This window comes from Streptomyces sp. AN091965 (assembly GCF_022698285.1).
GTDB lineage: Bacteria > Actinomycetota > Actinomycetes > Streptomycetales > Streptomycetaceae > Streptomyces.
Window position 1 is genome coordinate 7,298,293 of the sequence record NZ_JALDMY010000001.1, and the last position, 17,395, is coordinate 7,315,687.

Genomic DNA, 17,395 nt, shown 5'->3' on the forward strand with positions numbered 1-17,395 from the left:
GTGCCTCACCGTGCTCCGCGACGCGCCGCCACCGGGCCCGCCGCCGCGCAAGTGTCGCATTCGTACAGGCCAGCAGGACTTCTCGCGTGCGCGGTCGCTTGACGTATCCCGGCCGCGTCAGCACGATGACGGAGGCCGCCGGGTCGGCCAAACCGTCATCATCCGCCCAAAGGAGCCGATTCCGTGACGTTGGCGACCGCACGGGCGCGGTCCGGCAAGGGCTCCAGAGGTCCCCGCCCCGGCAGGGCCGTGGACCACGGGGCCTGGTTCCTGGTCCTGCCCGCGCTGCTCCCGATCCTGGTGCTGAGCGTTGGTCCGCTGCTCTACGGCATCGCGCTCGCCTTCACCGACTCCCAGTCGGGCCGCACCGAGCCCACCGAGTGGATCGGGCTCCTCAACTTCCAGGACCTGCGGCACGACACGCTGTTCTGGGACTCGTTCCGCATCGGCCTGCTCTGGGCGGTCGGGGTGACGGTGCCGCAGTTCCTGCTCGCGCTCGGCCTCGCGCTCCTCCTCAACCAGAACCTGCGCTTCCGCTGGCTGGCCCGCTCGCTCGCGATCGTCCCGTGGGCGATGCCCGAGGTCGTCGTCGGCATCATGTGGCGGCTCGTCTACCACCCGGACGCGGGCATCCTCAACGAGACGCTGCGCGACCTCGGCCTCGGCGACGGCCGGGACTGGCTGACCGGCATCGGCACCGCGCTGCCCGCCGTCATCGTCGTCGGCGTCTGGGCGGGCATGCCGCAGACCACGGTGGCGCTGCTCGCCGGGCTGCAGAACGTGCCCCGCGAGCTGCACGAGGCGGCCGCGATGGACGGCGCGGGCGCCTGGCGCCGCTTCACCACCGTCACCTGGCCCGCCCTCAGACCGATCGCGCTCTCCATCACCGCGCTCAACTTCATCTGGAACTTCAACTCCTTCGCCCTGGTCTACGTGCTCACCAACGGCGGCCCCGGCGGACGCACCCGGCTCCCGATGCTGTTCGCGTACGAGGAGGCCTTCCGCTACGGCCAGTTCGGCTACGCGGCGGCGATGGGCTGTGTCATGGTCGCGGTGATCTCGGTGCTGCTCGCCGTGTACCTGGTGGGCCGTCTGAGGGGAGCCGACGAGCGATGACCTCCCGTACGAAGGGGGCCGCGCGGGCCGGACAGTACCTCGCGCTCCTCGCCTACCTCGTCTTCCTCGTGTTCCCGTTCCTGTGGCTGCTCTCCACGTCCTTCAAACCGGCCCGCGAGCTGGCCAGTCTGCACCCCGGCTGGATCCCCGAGGACCCGACCCTCGCCAACTACCGCCAGGCCTTCGACGAACAGCCGCTCCTCGAAGCCGCGGGCAACTCGCTGATCGCGGCCCTCGGCGCCGCCGTGATCGCCGTCGTCATCGCCACCCCGATGGCGTACGTGATGGCGCGCCACCGCACGCTGCTCGCCCGGGCGGCGACCGGCTGGGTCGTGGTCAGCCAGGCCTTCCCGTTCGTCCTGGTGATCATCCCGCTGTTCCTCGTCCTGAAGAACCTGCACCTGATCAACTCGCTGCCGGGCCTGATCATGGTCTATGTGGTGTGGGCCCTGCCGTTCGCGCTGTGGATGCTCGTCGGGTACGTCCGTGCCGTGCCGGTGGAGCTCGAGGAGGCCGCGGCGGTCGACGGGGCGGGCCGGCTGCGCACGCTGGTCTCGGTCACCACGCCGCTGCTCGCGCCGGGCATCGGGGCGACGGCCCTGTTCGCCTTCATCACGGCGTGGAACGAGTTCTTCTTCGCGCTCGTGCTGCTCAAGACCCCGGAGAAACAGACGTTGCCGGTCGTCCTCACGCACTTCATCGGCGCGGAGGGCGTGGCCGACCTCGGCCCGCTCGCCGCCGCCGCGTTCCTCGCGACGCTGCCCTCGCTCGTCGTCTTCGCGCTCATCCAGAAGCGGATCACGGGCGGCATGCTCGCCGGGGCGGTGAAGAGCTGATGCGGCGCGCACGCGTCCTCGCCGCCGCGGCCGCCGCGCTCGTCCTGCTGCTCGCCGGGTGCTCCGGCGACGGCGAGGACTCCGGCGGCCGGATCACCCTGCGCTTCCAGTCGCTCGCCTGGCAGCAGGAGTCCGTGGCGGCGAACAAGGAACTGGTGGCGGAGTGGAACGCGCGCCACCCCGACGTCAGGGTCGAGTACGTCCAGGGCAGTTGGACGAGCGTCCACGACCAGCTCCTCACCTCCTTCGAGGGCGGCGAGGCCCCCGACGTCATCCACGACGCGTCCGACGACCTCGCGGACTTCGCGTACGGCGGCTACCTCGCCGACCTCGGGGACCTGCTGCCGCGCCGCCTGCGGGACGACATCCCCCGGGCGAGCTGGGACACGACGACCTTCGGCGGCAAGGTGTACGGCGTGCCGTTCCTCCAGGAGCCGCGCGTGCTCGTCGCCAACGCGCGGTGGCTGAAGGAGTCCGGCGTCCGGATCCCGACCCCCGACAAGCCGTGGAGCTGGCCGGAGTTCCGCGCGGTCACGCGGGAGCTCGGCGCGGGCAAGGGCAAGTACGGGGTGGCCTGGCCCCTGAAGGAGCCGGTGTCGGCCACGCTCAACCTGTCGCTGTCGGCGGGGGGCGAGCTGTTCCACCGGCGCCCGGACGGCAAGGCCGAGATCCGCTTCGAGGACGCCGACGCGGTGGTGCCGCGCACGGTCCACGACCAGGTCAACGTGGACGGCAGCGCGTCCGGAGCCACCCTCGGCATGGGCGGCTCGGACACGCTGCCCGGCTTCTTCGGCGGCAAGTACGCGATGGTTCCGCTCGGCTTCTCCTACCGCCAGCAGATCGTCCAGCAGGCGCCGAAGGGCTTCGACTGGCAGGTCCTGCCCGCGCCCGCGGGGGCGGACGGGCTCGCGCAGGGCGTGAGCCCGCAGACCCTGTCGGTCGCCGAGGACAGCCCGCACAAGAAGGAGGCGGCCGCGTTCATCGACTTCTTCCTGCGCCCCGCCAACATGGTGCGGCTCGCGCGCGGCGACTGGATGCTGCCCACCGGCGAGGAGGCCCTCAAGGACCCGGCGCTGCGCACGGAGAAGAACGACTGGGCGACGGGCACGGCCCTGGCCCGGCACCTGCGCCCCGCCCCCGCGCAGTCCGTGCGCGGCTACCCCGAGTGGTCGGACAAGGTCGCCACGCCCGCGCTCCAGGAGTACTACAGCGGTGCGATCGGCCTGGACGAGCTGAAAAAGCGCCTGGTCGAGGACGGGAACCTGGTCCTGCGCCGCTATCAGCGCTGAGCCCGCGAGGCACCGGCCCCCCCGGAGTCCCGCCGTGCCTCACACGCCGACCGACTCCTCCATCTCCTCCTCCTGGGCGGCGGCCGTCGCGGGGGCCGGGGCGGCGGCCACCGCGGCCCGCCGCCGCTCGACGAGCCCCGCCACCGCGGTGAGCAGCGCGCCCGCGGCGAGCCAGGCCACCAGCGTGCCCACGTGTCCGCCGAGGCCGTGGCCGCCGAAGTACAGGTGGGAGCGGACGCCTTCGACGAAGCCCGCGCCGTTCCAGAAGGCGTGCAGGGAGCCGAAGAAGCCGTTCTGCAGCTCGGGCCGGAAGAGCCCGCCGGAGCTGGTGAAGTTGAGCATCACGAAGAGGACCATCATCGCGAGCGTCGTCCAGCGCCCCAGGAACGTGTGCAGGCCCACGCCGATCAGCAGGATGCCCGCCGAGTAGAGCCAGGACATGGCCCACACGCCCCACAGGCCGTGGTGCGCGAGGTGGAACACGGGCCCGGCGAGGGCCGTGCCGATCAGGCTCACGGCGAGGGCGACGCCGACGGCGAGGCCCGCGCGCGCCCGCATCCGCAGGGCACCGCCGGCGGCACCGAGCGCGGCGACGGACGCGTACGAACCGATGCTCACCGCGACGAGCAGGAAGAACAGGCCCTGGCCCGTGGGGTCGTCGGGGACCGGCGGCGCCACGTTGGTGACCTTCAGGGGAGCGCCCTGGGCGGCGGCGAGGGGGGTGAAGACCTTCTCGGCGGCCAGCGCGCTCATGTCGGATCCGGCGGAGGCGACGAGCAGCTCGGGCGTCCTGGCGTCCGGGACGTAGGCGCCGGATATGTCGAGGGACTTCAGCGCGTCGACGGCCTGGGCGCGCGAGGCCAGGGTCCGCACGTCGAGGGCGTCGCCCGCCTCGGCCCCGACGGACCGGGCGAAGGCCTGGGCGCGGGCGTCCGTACCGACGACGGCGACGGGCATGTCGTGCGGTTCGGGCGTGACGAACGCGCTCATATAGGCCAGGCCCATGCCCAGACACATCAGCAGCGGGGTCAGGAGATGGACGAGGACGTGGCGCAGGGGGCCACGGGCAGGCGCCTGCATGCGGATCGCTCCAGAAGGTCGGCAGAAATAGTTGGCATATACAACTCTTACGTCATGTTGTACTGTACAACCATTGGCGCCGGGGTGGAAACACGGCACGTGACGCGGGGTGCGACCGGGTCCTGGCGCGGTGGACACGAGGAGGCGGAGGGGCCGTGGCCGACCGGGACGACGCGATCGAGACGATCCAGCGGGAGATGACCGCGTTCGCGCGGCGTGCGCGCGCCACCGCCGCGCGGATGCACCCCGAGCTCTCGCTCGTCTCCTTCACCCTCCTGAGTCATCTGGAGTACCAGCAGGGCTGCCGTGCCACGGACCTTGCCGCGCACTACACGCTGGACAAGTCGACCATCAGCAGGCAGGTGGCGGCCCTGGAGAAGGGGGGTCTGGTGGAGCGCCGTCAGGACCCGGCCGACCACCGCGTGCACGTGCTGCATCTGACCGAGCGCGGGGAGGGGGTGCTCGCGCAGGTCACGGACAGCCGCCGGATCGCCTTCCACGAGCGGCTCGCGGGCTGGAGCGGGCCGGATCTGGAGCGGTTCGCGGAGTATCTGCTGCGGTACAACGCGGGCGCGGAGGGCGGCCCGGGCGCGGGGCCCGAGAGGCTCGCCGAGTAGCCCCAGGCCCGCGGGGCCCGGAGCGGGCGCTCGCGAGGGTGCCTGAAATATATTGCACGAGACGTATCGTCTCGCTTATGGTCGGTCCATGACCTCACGCAAGCGTGCCCACATCGCCATGTTCTCCATCGCCGCCCACGGGCACGTGAACCCGAGCCTGGAAGTGATCCGGGAGCTCGTGGCCCGCGGCCACCGCGTCACGTACGCCATCCCGCACGCCTTCGAGGAGAAGGTCGCCGAGACCGGCGCCGAGCCCGTGCTCTACCGCACCACCCTGCCCGGCGCGGACGACGACCCGGAGGCCTGGGGCGACACCCTGCTCGACAACGTGGAGCCGTTCCTGGCCGACGCCGTGCAGGCCCTGCCGCAGCTGGCGGCGGCGTACGAGGGCGACGAGCCGGACCTCGTCCTGCACGACATCACCTCGTACCCGGCCCGGGTCCTCGCCCGCCGCTGGGGCGTGCCCGAGGTCTCGCTCTCGCCGAACCTGGTGGCCTGGGAGGGGTACGAGGAGGAGGTCGCCGAGCCCCTGTGGGCGGAGCCCCGGCGGACCGAGCGCGGCCGGGCGTACTACGAGCGCTTCGAGAACTGGCTGACGGAGAACGGGGTCACCCAGCACCCCGACCCCTTCGTCGGCCGCCCGCCCCGCTCCCTCGTCCTGATCCCCAAGGCGCTCCAGCCGCACGCCGACCGGGTCGACGAGAGCGTGCACACCTTCGTCGGCGCCTGCCAGGGCGACCGCGCCGCGCAGGGCGACTGGGAGCGCCCGGCGCACGCGGAGAAGGTGCTCCTCGTCTCCCTCGGCTCGTCCTTCACCAAGCAGCCGGGCTTCTACCGCGAGTGCGTCAAGGCCTTCGGTGACCTGCCGGGATGGCATGTGGTGCTCCAGATCGGCGGGCACGTCGACGTGGGCGAACTCGGCGACGTGCCGGCCAACGTCGAGGTGCGCCGCTGGGTGCCGCAGCTCGCGGTCCTGCGGAAGGCGGACGCGTTCATCACGCACGCGGGCGCGGGCGGCAGCCAGGAGGGCCTCGCGACGGAGACGCCGATGGTCGCCGTGCCGCAGGCCGTCGACCAGTTCGGCAACGCCGACATGCTCCAGGCCCTCGGCGTCGCCCGGCACCTTCCGATGGAGGAGGCCGACGCGCGGACGCTGCGCGAGGCGGTGCTCGCGCTCGTCGACGATCCGGAGGTGGCGCGCAGGCTGAGCGAGGTGCGCTCGGCGATGACGGGGGAGGGCGGCACGCGGCGGGCGGCCGATCTCATCGAGGAGGAGATCGTGCGCGGCCGGCGTGACGGCGGCGTGAAGAGGGGAGGCGTCAGCGCGTGACCGTTTGGTGGCGCTTCAGACCTGGTTGGCCGGGATTGGCGCTTGGTGCGGCATGGCCTGACACGGCATGACATAACGCTCTGTCAGACCATTCGGTAACGGCTGGGTCATTCGATAACGCTCGGATAACGCGCGTGCGTGCTGGCACATGCATGGACCCGACCCACTGGTTCGACCCTTACCCCCCGTCAAAGGTTGCATGGGCCACTTCTTGTTCCTTGGGGCAACGGCTTCCTAGCGTGAGGTGAACTTCATTCGAACGCCAGGAAGTTGACCCATGTCACAACAGTCCCTGCGACGCGACACGGCCGAGCGACGGGAGGCCCGGGAGATACCGCCCCTCGCCGAGGCGCGCCGCATCACCGAGAAGAAGCGCGACGCCTGGTGGACCGTGCTGCTCGTCGACCCCGTCGCCACGCCGCTCGTCCGCCAGACCGCGCTGCGCACCCGGATCACGCCGAACCAGATCACCTGGGGCGCGTTCCTGCTCGGTCTCGGCTCCGCGGCGTGCTTCGCCCTCGGTGACTGGCGGTGGCTGTGCCTCGGCGCCGTGATCTACCACCTGAGCTTCATCCTGGACTGCATGGACGGCAAGGTCGCGCGGCTCACCGGCCAGGGCTCGGTCTTCGGGGCGTGGCTCGACTTCGTCTTCGACCGGATCCGCGTGATGGTGTGCGGGGTCGCCCTGATGGCCGGGCAGTACGAGCGCACCGGGGACGTGACCTACGTCTGGCTCGCGCTCGCCGTGGTCGGGCTCGACACGCTGCGGTACATCAACTCCCTTGAGATCTTCAAGGTCCGCTACACCATGCGCAAGCAGATCAAGGCACGGGTGCGGGCCGCGCGGCGGGCGGAGAACCAGGCCGAGCTCGCGTTCATGGAGGACCTGCTGCGGGAGAACCCCGAGGCGGACGTGGAGCGGGACCAGGCCGTCGGGGCGGGCGTGCCCGGGGAGCCGGAGGCGTTCGCGGGCCAGGTGGCCGCGCCGGTGGGGGCGGGGCTGTCCGGGGAGGGCGGCGCGCCCGCGCCCGCCCGGCCCTCCAAGCAAGTCATTGACCTGCACCAGGAGTTCCGGCACCGCTTCCCCGCCTATCTGCGGGCGCGGTCCTTCCTGCTGCGGCACCGCATCCGTACGCACCTCGTGAGCGGGGTCGAGTTCCAGATGGGCGTCTTCATCCTCGGGCCGCTCTTCGACGCGGTGATCCCGGCGACCATCGTCTCGGGCGCGCTGCTGCTCGTCTTCGAACTCGCCATCATCTACAAGCTGCTCCTGTCGACCCGGGACTTCACGCGGACGATCGACTCCTTCGAGCAGCCGGTCTCCGCGGCGGCCTAGCCGCCGCCGAAGGTCTTCTGCGTCCTGCCCGCTCGGGGGAGGGGCAGGGCGCAGAGGGAGGCTGGGGGAGGCGGGGTGCCCGAAGTGTCGTGGGCGGGGCGATTTGTTATTACAGAACCTTGTTGAACAAGTCACAGCCGCATGAAGGTATTGATCTGCGCGCGTCATTCAGACAGGGTTTCGTCCCAACGCCCGGAGATCTTCAGTTCTTTCGGAGCGAACCGGGCGCCGCAGTGAAAGCTTGACAACCCCACAAAGCACCACATCCCCCCACAACACCCCACGAGGAGACCCCTCTTCATGGCAGCTCACAAGCGCGCTCGCACGATGAAGCTCACCGCAGGGATAGCCACCGCCGCCACCGCGATCGGCGTGACCGTCTTCGCCGGTACGTTCGCCGGCGCCTCGACCCCCACCGAGGGCAAGGTGTACGGCACCGACGCCAAGGGCGCCGTGGCCGGAAGCTACATCGTCCTGCTCGACGAGAAGGCCAGCAACGACGCCAAGGCCGACCTCGCCGAGGAGTACGGCGGCGACCTCAGCCGCACCTACTCCTCGGCCGTCAACGGCTTCTCCGCCAAGGGCCTGAGCGAGACCGAGGCCAAGCGCCTCGCCGCCGACCCGGCCGTCGGCAAGGTCGTGCAGAACAAGAAGTTCTCCATCAAGGCCACCCAGGACGACCCGCCGTCGTGGGGCCTGGACCGCGTCGACCAGGCCGACACGGCGGGCGACAAGAAGTACACCTACCCCGACCAGGCCGGTGAGGGCGCGACCGCGTACGTCATCGACACCGGCGTGCGCGTCAGCCACAAGGACTTCGGCGGCCGCGCGGTCTCCGGGTTCGACGCGGTCGACAACGACGACAACGCGGACGACGGCAACGGCCACGGCACCCACGTCGCGGGCACCATCGCGGGCTCGGCGCACGGCCTCGCCAAGAAGGCGAAGATCGTCGCGGTGCGCGTCCTGGACGACCAGGGCTCCGGCACCACCGAGCAGGTCGTCGCGGGCATCGACTGGGTCACCAAGAACCACAAGGGCCCCTCCGTCGCCAACATGAGCCTCGGCGGCGGCGCCGACGAGGCCCTGGACGAGGCCGTCCGCAAGTCCATCGCCTCCGGCGTCACCTTCGCGGTGGCCGCGGGCAACGAGTCGAGCGACGCGAGCCAGGGCTCCCCGGCGCGCGTCAAGGAGGCCATCACGGTCGCCTCCTCCACGAAGGACGACCAGCAGTCGGACTTCTCCAACTTCGGCTCCGCCGTGGACATCTACGCCCCGGGCTCGGACATCACCTCCGACTGGAACACCGGTGACGACGCCACCAAGACGATCTCCGGTACGTCCATGGCGACCCCGCACGTCGTCGGCGCCGCCGCCCTGTACGTGGCCGCGCACCCCGACGCCAAGCCCGCGGACGTCGCCAAGGCGCTGACCGACGGCGCGACGCCGGACAAGATCTCCAACCCGAGCGAGGGCACGCCCAACAAGCTCCTGAAGGTCGTCGAGTAGGTCGCGGCCGGGTCGCCGCACCGCCGCACGGCGGGGCGGCGGCCCTCTTCGGACCGGCGGCCGTCGTGCCCACCCCCACGGGGCGCGACGGCCGCCTTATCGTGTGCGCATGGCGACGAAGATCTACGCGGCGCTGCTGCGCGGCGTGAACGTGGGCGGCAGCAGGAAAGTGCCGATGGCCCGGCTGCGCGCGCTCCTCGAAGGGCTCGGGCTCACCGGCGTACGGACGTACCTGCAGAGCGGGAACGCGGTGTTCGCGGCGGACCACGGCGACGAGGACGTCCTCGCGGCCGAGCTCGCGGCGGCCCTGGAGCAGGAGTTCGGCTTCGGCGTGGACCTCCTTGTGCGCGACCACGCGTATCTGCGGGCGGTGGTCGACGCCTGCCCCTTCCCCGCCGCCGACCTCGAAGGCAGGCAACTGCACGTCACGTACTTCTCCGGGCCCGTGGACGCCGCCCGCTTCGCCGCGCTCGACCAAGCGGGCTTCCTGCCGGAGGAGTTCCGCCTCGGTGAGCGCGCCCTGTATCTGTACGCGCCCGAAGGGCTCGGCCGGTCCCGGCTCGGCGAGGCCCTGGGGCGCCCCGCCCTCACCAAGGGCCTCGTCGCCACCAGCCGGAACTGGAACACCGTGACCAAGCTCGCGGAGCTGACCGAGACCCCGGGGGCCGGACGATGACCGACCGCTCGCCCGCCGTGGAGGCGGCCATCGAGAACGAGCTGCGCCTGCTCGACCCCGAGGTGCGGGCCTCGCCCGAGCTGTTCGGCGATCTGCTGCACCCCGAGTTCACCGAGTTCGGCGCCTCGGGCGCGCGCTGGGACCGGGCGTCGATCGTCCGGGTCCTCACCGCGAGCGCCGAGCCCGGCGCCCGGCCCGTCACGACCTCCCGCATGCGGGGCGTGCAGCTCGCCGACGACCTGGTGCACCTGACGTTCGACACCGACAGCAACGGCCGTCTGGTGCACCGCAGTTCGCTGTGGCGGCGCACGGGCGACGGCTGGCTGCTCTGGTTCCACCAGGGCACGCCGTTCACGCCCGCCGAGGCGGGCGGCCACGGCTGACGGGGCGGGCGCTCACGCGGCGCGCGGCAGCGTGACGGTGCGGACGCCGCGGTAGGTCGTGTGCGAGACGATCTCGGTGGGCACCGCGAGCCGCGGATCGGCGAGCAGCCGCCGCACGGCAGCGGGCCGCCCCGGGTCCGAGGCGTGTCCGGCCGCCGAGGTGACGGCGGCGACGGCGTCGAGCAGCGCGAGGTCCGCCGCAGTGACCTCGGCGTCGTCCTTCTCGATCAGCCCCCAGCCGTCCCACGGCAGCGGTTCCGTGCCGCCGAGCGCGGCGAGGTCGGCCACCACGTCGGCGCGCACGAGCCCGAGCCCCTTGATGTCGGGCACGGAGAACACGCCGAAGGTCTCCGGGTCCGCGCGCCCCTCCCGGCACGCCCGCCAGGCGTCACCGGCGACCAGGAACGCGTCGCGCGGCACGTCCATCGGGTCGAACGCCGTGTCGTGCAGGCCGCCGTACACCTGTGGGTCGGCGAGGACCCAGCCGCGCCCCTCGCACCAGTACTCCGTCACCCAGTGGTTGTCGTGGAACCCCTCCTTGAAGTACGTGCCGTAGCCGCCCCTGAGCCGCGCCGGGGTGCCGGTCTCGCGCAGGAGCGCGCACAGCAGCAGCGCGAAGTCCCGGCAGGTGGCGACGAACCGCGCCGCGGGCCCGCGCTCCTCGGTGAGCGGGGTGTCGCCGCGCTCGCGCAGGACGCGCAGGACCTCCGTGACGTACCGGGACTCGGCGTCCCCGTGCAGCCGTTCGTCGGGCACCGTCCAGCCGCAGGTCTCCCGCTCCTCGCGGTGCATCAGCACGCCCCGCACCATGGCGGCCAGCGCCTCGGGGGAGCGGGGCAGCGGGTCCGGGCCGAGCAGGGCGTCGAGGTGGGGGCCGGGGGTGCTGTACGGGCTGTGGTTCAGGTAGTCGCTGTCCATGAGGGACAGGCTGAGGTCTGCCCCTGGGGCAAGGTCCAGAGGTGGCGGGCCGCCGGGCCGCCGGCTAAGCGGTCTTGTGGAAGTGTGGTGCGGTCCGGCAGCGCCCCGAAGGGGCGCGAGGAACTGCGCGACCAGCCACAACGGACCCGCAGTCGATCGACGCCCCATCGCGGCCATTCCAGCGAAGCGCTGAGCGGGCCACCGGGCCGCCAGGCCGTTGGGCGCTGGGCCGGATCGCGGGGCCGGGCCGCCGCGCCCGGGCGTGATTGGCCCAGAAAAGTCCCCTGAAAGTGGCCCCTTCCACTGTGCCACCCCTGGCTAGTGTTTCCGCCATGACCACCACAGCGCCCCGCCCGACGCCCGCCGCCGACGCCGCCACGACCGCCACCCGCGTCGACTTCTACTTCGACCCGGCCTGCCCCTTCGCGTGGATCACCTCCCGCTGGCTCCTGGAGGTCGAGCGCCACCGCGACCTGGACCTGCGCTTCCACGTGATGAGCCTCTACCTGCACAACGTGGGCAACGACCTGCCCGACTGGTACCGGGAGCTCGTCGACAAGTCGCTCGGCGTGGTCCGCGTCGTGACGGCCGCCGCCGAGCGGCACGGCGAGGGGGTGCTGCGCGATCTGTACACGGCCCTCGGCACCCGCATCCACGAGCGGAAGATCCGTGAGCACACGGACTTCGGCGCGGTCGTGCGCGAGGCCCTCGCCGAGACCGGCCTCCCGGCGGAGCTCGCGGAGGCCGCGTCCCGCACGGCGTACGACGAGGCCCTGCGCCGCAGCCACGAAGCGGGCAAGGAGCCGGAGTCCGACGCCTACGTCGGCACGCCCACGGTCCACGTCGACGGCACGGTCTGGTTCGGCCCGGTGCTGCGGGCGATACCGCGCGGCGAGGAGGCGGCCCGCCTCTTCGACAGCTTCCGCGTCCTGGCGGGCCATCCGGACCTGTTCGAACTGAAGCGGACGCGGACGGGCGGGCTCGACTTCGGCTGAGCGGAAGGGGTGGAGGGTGCTAGCCGACGGCGGGCAGATCCAGCAGCCCCGCCGTGAGGCGCCCCGGCAGTGCGGACGGGTGGGCGAAGTCCGCGGCGAAGCGGCGGCACGCGTCGAACCGCTCCAGCAGCACCCGGGCGACGAACGGCGAATCCCCCAGCACGCCCCCGAGCACGTCGGCCTCGGCGGCCCCCCGGGCGATCCGGTCGGGCAGGAACCCGGGAGCCAGTACATAGGGAGCGACGGCCACCCGCCGCACCCCGGGCACGTCCCGCAGCAGGTGGACGGCCCGCTCGGTGGGGGGCAGTGCCGCGGAGGCGAACGCAGGCCGCACGGCGCACCAACCGGTACGCCGCCACTCCCGCGCGATGTCAGCGATCACTGCGATCGCCTCCGGGTCCGTGGAGCCAGCCGAGGCGAGGACCACCCCGGTCGTGGCCTTGTCGGCGGGGTCGAGCCCCGCCTCGTACAGCCGCTGTTCGAGCGCGGCGAGCAGCAGCGGCGAGGGGCCGAGCACCCCCGCCTGCCGCACCCGCATGCCCGCCGGGGCCGCGCGGAGCACGGCGGGGATGTCGGCCTTCGCGTGGAAGGCACGGGTCAGCAGGAGCGGCTGGGCGACGACGTCCCGCACGCCGGCGGCGGCCAGGGACGCGAGGACGTCCGGCACGGCGGGCGTGTCGAAGTCGAGGAAGCCGACCTCCACCCGCAGCCCCGGGCGCAGCGCCCGCACGCGGTGCACCAGCGCGCGCACCGTCGCGGCGTGCCGCGGGTCGCGGCTGCCGTGGGCGATGACCAGGAGTGCGGGGGAGGCGGCGGTGTGCATCGTGATCACTTCACCAACAGGCCGCGGCTGCGCAGGACCCACCGCTCCAGCGGGCTGAAGATCAGCAGGTCGATGGCGATGCCGACGATCAGGATCAGCAGGATGGCGAGGAAGACCTGCGACATGCTGCTGTTGGTGCGGCCCGCCTCCAGGAGCTGGCCGAGCCCCATCCCGAGGTCCGGCGACTGCGCGATGATCTCGGCGGCCATCAGCGACCGCCAGGAGAACGCCCAGCCCTGCTTCAGACCCGCCAGATACCCGGGAAGCGCGGCGGGCATGACGATGTGCCAGGTCCCGCGGAGCCCGGTGGCGCCGAGCGTGCGGCCCGCCCGCAGGAACAGCGGCGGCACCTGGTCCACGCCCGCGACCAGGCCGTTGGCGATCGACGGCACGGCGCCGAGCAGGATCACCGCGTACATCATCTTGTCGTTGAGGCCGAGCCAGATCACCGCCGGGGGCACCCACGCCACGGACGGCAGCGACTGGAGCCCCGACAGGACGGGCCCGATGGCCGCCCGGACGAAGCGGACGCGCGCCACGAGCAGACCGAGCGGCGTGCCGATGGCCAGCGCCATGAGGAAGCCGAGCATGCCGCGCGAGACGGACGTCCAGATGTAGTCGAGCAGGGTGCCCTGCCGCCAGGCGAGTTCGACCTCCTGCCACACCGCGTCCGGCGAGGGCAGTTTGTAGCTGTCGGTCACCTCCGCCCAGACGAGGATCTGCCAGACCACGAGGACGAGCAGGACCGCCGTGACCGGCGGCAGGACCTTCTGCACCAGCGTCTCGCGCAGCGGGGCGCGCCGCGTCTGGACGGTGTCCAGGGCGTCGAGGCCCGCCTCCAGGCCCGCCAGGTCGTGGGCGTCCCGCCCGTCGCCCGTGGTCGGCGCGGGGGTCGTCGTGTCAGTGCTGCCCATGGCGGCGGATCTCCCCACGCAGTTCTTCGGTGATCTCGACGGACAGCTCGGCCACGGCCGTGTCCTCGATGCGGCGCGGCTGCTCGATGCCGACGGTCCACTCGCGCGCCACCCGGCCGGGCCGCGAGGACAGCAGGACCACGCGCTGGGCGAGCCGTACCGCCTCGCGGACGTTGTGCGTGACGAACAGGACCGAGACGCCGGTCTCGCGCCAGATCCGGGTCAGCTCGTCGTGCAGCACGTCCCGGGTGATCGCGTCGAGCGCCGCGAACGGCTCGTCCATGAGCAGCAGCTTGCTGTCCTGGGCGAGCGCGCGGGCCAGGGCGACCCGCTGGCGCATGCCGCCGGACAGCTCGTGCACGCGCTTGCCGTACGCGCCCTCGAGCCGGACGAGCGCGAGCAACTCCTCGGCCCTGGGGCGGCGTTCGGCCTTGGCCAGGCCGCGCAGCTTCAGGGCGAGCTCGATGTTCTTGCCCGCGGTCAGCCACGGGAACAAGGCGTGCTCCTGGAACATCAGGGCCGGGCGGCCGTCGGTGCCGATGCTGCCGGCGCTCGGCCGGTCGAGCCCGGCCACGAGGTTGAGCAGCGTCGACTTCCCGCAGCCCGAGGCCCCCAGGAGGGTGACGAACTCCCCCTGGCCGACGTCCAGCGTGATGTCGTCCAGGACGAGCTGGCGCCCGGCCGGTGTGGCGAAGGACTTCGAGACGTGCTGGATGCGCGCGGCGACCCCGCCCGCGTCCGTGGTGTGCGAGGCCTGTGCGGCGCCCTGCGGTGCCTTGGCAAGCGTCGTGCCCATGGTCGTCACCTCCTGAGAACCTGAACTGTGGGCGATGCCGGGTTACTTGACGCCGAGGCCGGCGTCGTCGACCGCGGGCTCGCCCGCCGCCTTCAGGACCTTGTTCAGCGGGCCCAGGTCGTAGATGCCCTTGAGGTCGGGCCGCTCCAGGAGGCCCGCCGTCACGGCGTGCTCGGCCTCGGTGTCGAGCGTCGCCGCCAGCGGGTCGTTGGTGAACTGGATCGACTTCCAGGCCGGGTCGAGGACCTGCGCGGGCAGGGCCTTGCCGGAGTACTGCTTCAGCTTGGCGTTGGCGGCGGCCTTGGCCTTGGCCGGGTTGTCCTTGATGAACTGGTTCGCCTTCACCGCGCCCCGCAGGACGGCCTCGACGACCTTCGGGTGGTCCTTGAGGAACTGCTGGCGCACGATGACGTTCGTGATCACGAACTTCTTGTCGGGCCACAGGTCGGCCTCGTCGAGGAGCACCTTCGCGCCCTCGGCCACCAGCTTGGACGCGGTCGGCTCCGGCACCCAGGCGCCGTCGATCGAGCCGGACTTGTAGGCGTCCGGGGTGATCTTGTTGTCGGTGCGGACCACGGAGACGTCGCCCTTGCCGCTCTGGGCGTCGACCTTCCAGCCCTTCTCCTTGATCCAGTTGAGGAAGGCCACGTCCTGGGTGTTGCCGAGCTGGGGGGTGGCGATCTTCTTGCCCTTGACGTCGTCCAGGGACTTGATCTTCTTGGGGTTCACCACGAGCTTCACGCCGCCGGACGCCGAACCGCCGATGATGCGCAGGTTCTCGCCGTCGGACTTGGTGTAGCCGTTGATGGCGGGCGACGGGCCGATCCAGCCGATGTCGATGGACTTGGAGTTGAGCGCCTCGATCTCCGAAGGACCCGCGTTGAACTGCGCGTACGACGCCTTGGTGGCGCCCAGCTCCTTCTGGAACAGGCCCTCGTGGTCGCCGACGAGCGCCGTGCCGTGGGTGAGGTTCGGGAAGTAGCCGATCTTCACCTCGTCCAGACCCTCGATCTTCTTCGCGTCGGCGGCGATCTTCGCCTTGCCGCTGTCGTCCTTGTCGGAGTCCGAGCCGTATCCGCAGGCGGAGAGCGTGAGCGCGAGCAGGGGGAGGGCGGCCGCGGCGGCCAGGCGGCGGGCGCGGGCCGGGTGCGGGGCGCGGGGAGACAGGGGACCGGAGGTGCGGATGGCTGGCACGGGAGGGGTTCCTCTCGTTGGCCCGGCGGGAGCACGGTTCAGGGCGCGGCCGGGTGGATGTCGGCGGATCTTCGTCTGCGTGCGAAGGGACGGCGGGGGGTGAGGGCGCGCGAGCGGTGCGCGTACGTCATCGCACACATCGCGTGACACCGCCGGACCCGGCGCCGAGGGCGCCGCTGCCCACGCGGCCGCCCTCCTTCGCGAAGGTCGAGAAGACATCGGGAGAGGACACGGTCAGAAGTCCCACCCTTCCTCGTCGTCCGCGGCGGGCGCGGGTGCCTCGGCCTTGGCGAAGGCCTCGCCCGCCATCCCGGCGGCGAGCGTCGTGCCGTCCGCCGGGTCGATCAGGAGGAAGGAGCCGGTGCGGCGCGAGTCGGCGTACGCGTCGAGCGCGAGCGGCTCGGCGGTGCGCACCAGGACGCGGCCGATGTCGTTGGCGGCGAGGAGCCCCGGGTTCGGGTGCTGTGACAGGTCGTCCAGGGTGAGCCGCGACGGGATCTGCTTCACGATCGCCTTGACCGTGCGGGTGGTGTGCTTGAGCAGCACCCGCTGGCCCACGCGCAGCGGCGTGTCGGCGACGTGGCAGACGGTGGCGGCGATGTCCTGGGTGGCCGTCGGCGTATCACTGCTCGGGACGATCATGTCACCACGTGAGATGTCGAGGTCGTCCTCCAGGAGCACGGTCACGGACTGCGGCGTCCACGCCACGTCCACCGCCCTGCCGAGCAGATCGATGCCCGCGACCTTCGTGGTGCGCCCCGACGGCAGCACCGTCACCTCGTCGCCGACGCGGAAGGTGCCCGCGGCGATCTGCCCCGCGTAGCCGCGGTAGTCGGGGTGCTCGGCGGTCTGCGGCCGGATCACGTACTGCACCGGGAGGCGCGCGTGGCAGCCGGTCAGGTCGTGGCTGACGGGCACGGTCTCCAGGTGCTCCAGGACGGTCGGGCCGCCGTACCAGTCCATGTTCGAGGACGGCTCCACCACGTTGTCCCCGGCGAGCGCCGAGATCGGGATCGCGGTGACCTCCGGGACGCCCAGCTCCGTGGCGTACGCGGTGAACTCCTCGGAGATCTTCGCGAAGACCGGCTCCGCGTACGCGACGAGGTCCATCTTGTTCACCGCGAGCACCACGTGCGGCACGCGCAGGAGCGCGGCCACCGCGGCGTGGCGGCGGGTCTGCTCGATCACGCCGTTGCGCGCGTCGACCAGGACCACGGCGAGGTCGGCGGTGGAGGCGCCGGTGACCATGTTGCGGGTGTACTGCACGTGGCCCGGCGTGTCGGCCAGGATGAACCGGCGGCGCGGGGTCGCGAAGTAGCGGTACGCCACGTCGATGGTGATGCCCTGCTCGCGCTCGGCCCGCAGGCCGTCGGTGAGCAGCGCCAGGTCGGGCCCCTCGGCGCCGCGGCTGCGCGAGGCGTGCTCGACGGCCTCCAGCTGGTCGGCGAGGACCGACTTGGAGTCGTGCAGGAGGCGGCCGACCAGTGTGGACTTGCCGTCGTCGACGGAGCCCGCGGTGGCGAAGCGCAGCAGTGTGGTGGCGAAGGGCCCGGCCAGGTGTTCCGCGGTGGTGCTGGTCATGG

The 17,395-nt window shown here is 72.0% G+C and carries 17 protein-coding genes; 10 read left to right on the top strand and 7 right to left on the bottom strand.

Annotated features, from left to right (window positions below):
- Positions 1-183 precede the first annotated feature (183 nt).
- Genes MQV74_RS31125 through MQV74_RS31135 form a run of 3 tightly spaced genes read left to right on the top strand, consistent with a single transcriptional unit; the run spans position 184 to position 3,241 of the window.
- Positions 184-1,116 (top strand): carbohydrate ABC transporter permease, encoded by a 933-nt coding sequence (locus MQV74_RS31125; protein WP_374120720.1) that lies wholly within the window; start codon positions 184-186, stop codon positions 1,114-1,116.
- Positions 1,113-1,952 (top strand): carbohydrate ABC transporter permease, encoded by an 840-nt coding sequence (locus tag MQV74_RS31130; protein WP_242725220.1) that lies wholly within the window; start codon positions 1,113-1,115, stop codon positions 1,950-1,952. Before MQV74_RS31125 ends, MQV74_RS31130 begins: the two co-directional genes overlap by 4 nt.
- On the top strand, positions 1,952-3,241 hold the full coding sequence (locus MQV74_RS31135) for an ABC transporter substrate-binding protein (protein ID WP_242725223.1): 1,290 nt from the start codon (positions 1,952-1,954) through the stop codon (positions 3,239-3,241). The genes MQV74_RS31130 and MQV74_RS31135 overlap by 1 nt, the downstream gene beginning before the upstream one ends.
- A gap of 39 nt (positions 3,242-3,280) precedes the next feature.
- Here the strand turns inward: MQV74_RS31135 and MQV74_RS31140 are convergent, their stop codons facing one another.
- Positions 3,281-4,321: a hypothetical protein gene (locus MQV74_RS31140; RefSeq protein ID WP_242725226.1), complete on the bottom strand. Its 1,041-nt coding sequence runs from the start codon at positions 4,319-4,321 to the stop codon at positions 3,281-3,283.
- A gap of 155 nt (positions 4,322-4,476) precedes the next feature.
- Between MQV74_RS31140 and MQV74_RS31145 the strand changes: the two genes are divergently transcribed.
- From MQV74_RS31145 to MQV74_RS31170, 6 genes are all read left to right on the top strand, one after another.
- Positions 4,477-4,938, top strand: coding sequence for a MarR family winged helix-turn-helix transcriptional regulator (locus MQV74_RS31145; protein ID WP_242725229.1), 462 nt, complete (start codon positions 4,477-4,479; stop codon positions 4,936-4,938).
- An 88-nt stretch (positions 4,939-5,026) separates the two neighbouring features.
- The gene (gene mgt, locus MQV74_RS31150; RefSeq protein WP_242725232.1) at positions 5,027-6,268 is read left to right on the top strand and encodes a macrolide-inactivating glycosyltransferase; all 1,242 of its coding nucleotides are present in this window, start codon (positions 5,027-5,029) and stop codon (positions 6,266-6,268) included.
- A gap of 277 nt (positions 6,269-6,545) precedes the next feature.
- The gene (locus MQV74_RS31155) at positions 6,546-7,604 is read left to right on the top strand and encodes a CDP-alcohol phosphatidyltransferase family protein (protein ID WP_242725235.1); all 1,059 of its coding nucleotides are present in this window, start codon (positions 6,546-6,548) and stop codon (positions 7,602-7,604) included.
- Positions 7,605-7,904: 300 nt separating this feature from the next.
- Positions 7,905-9,113, top strand: coding sequence for a S8 family peptidase (locus MQV74_RS31160; RefSeq protein ID WP_242725237.1), 1,209 nt, complete (start codon positions 7,905-7,907; stop codon positions 9,111-9,113).
- Between the two features lie 109 nt (positions 9,114-9,222).
- Positions 9,223-9,789: a DUF1697 domain-containing protein gene (locus MQV74_RS31165; protein WP_242725240.1), complete on the top strand. Its 567-nt coding sequence runs from the start codon at positions 9,223-9,225 to the stop codon at positions 9,787-9,789.
- Positions 9,786-10,172, top strand: coding sequence for a nuclear transport factor 2 family protein (locus MQV74_RS31170; protein WP_242725243.1), 387 nt, complete (start codon positions 9,786-9,788; stop codon positions 10,170-10,172). The genes MQV74_RS31165 and MQV74_RS31170 overlap by 4 nt, the downstream gene beginning before the upstream one ends.
- 12 nt (positions 10,173-10,184) lie before the next feature.
- Here MQV74_RS31170 and MQV74_RS31175 read toward each other — a convergent pair whose 3' ends face one another.
- A complete protein-coding gene (locus tag MQV74_RS31175) occupies positions 10,185-11,090 on the bottom strand; it encodes a transglutaminase-like domain-containing protein (protein ID WP_242725247.1) in 906 nt (301 codons plus the stop codon).
- Positions 11,091-11,422: 332 nt separating this feature from the next.
- Between MQV74_RS31175 and MQV74_RS31180 the strand changes: the two genes are divergently transcribed.
- Positions 11,423-12,085 carry a mycothiol-dependent nitroreductase Rv2466c family protein gene (locus MQV74_RS31180; protein ID WP_242725277.1) on the top strand — a complete coding sequence of 221 codons (663 nt, stop codon included), beginning with the start codon at positions 11,423-11,425 and terminating at the stop codon, positions 12,083-12,085.
- A 19-nt stretch (positions 12,086-12,104) separates the two neighbouring features.
- Here MQV74_RS31180 and MQV74_RS31185 read toward each other — a convergent pair whose 3' ends face one another.
- The 5 genes from MQV74_RS31185 to MQV74_RS31205 all read right to left on the bottom strand — a co-directional run bounded on the left by MQV74_RS31185 (position 12,105) and on the right by MQV74_RS31205 (position 17,393).
- Positions 12,105-12,908 carry a sirohydrochlorin chelatase gene (locus MQV74_RS31185; RefSeq protein WP_242725279.1) on the bottom strand — a complete coding sequence of 268 codons (804 nt, stop codon included), beginning with the start codon at positions 12,906-12,908 and terminating at the stop codon, positions 12,105-12,107.
- A gap of 5 nt (positions 12,909-12,913) precedes the next feature.
- The gene (locus tag MQV74_RS31190; protein ID WP_242725282.1) at positions 12,914-13,822 is read right to left on the bottom strand and encodes an ABC transporter permease; all 909 of its coding nucleotides are present in this window, start codon (positions 13,820-13,822) and stop codon (positions 12,914-12,916) included.
- Entirely contained in the window at positions 13,809-14,618 is an 810-nt protein-coding gene (locus MQV74_RS31195) for an ABC transporter ATP-binding protein (RefSeq protein WP_242725285.1), read from the bottom strand. Before MQV74_RS31195 ends, MQV74_RS31190 begins: the two co-directional genes overlap by 14 nt.
- Positions 14,619-14,660: 42 nt before the next feature.
- A complete protein-coding gene (locus tag MQV74_RS31200) occupies positions 14,661-15,812 on the bottom strand; it encodes an ABC transporter substrate-binding protein (protein WP_242725288.1) in 1,152 nt (383 codons plus the stop codon).
- A 234-nt stretch (positions 15,813-16,046) separates the two neighbouring features.
- Complete coding sequence (locus tag MQV74_RS31205; RefSeq protein WP_242725292.1) at positions 16,047-17,393, bottom strand: sulfate adenylyltransferase subunit 1; 1,347 nt, start codon at positions 17,391-17,393, stop codon at positions 16,047-16,049.
- Positions 17,394-17,395 lie beyond the last annotated feature (2 nt).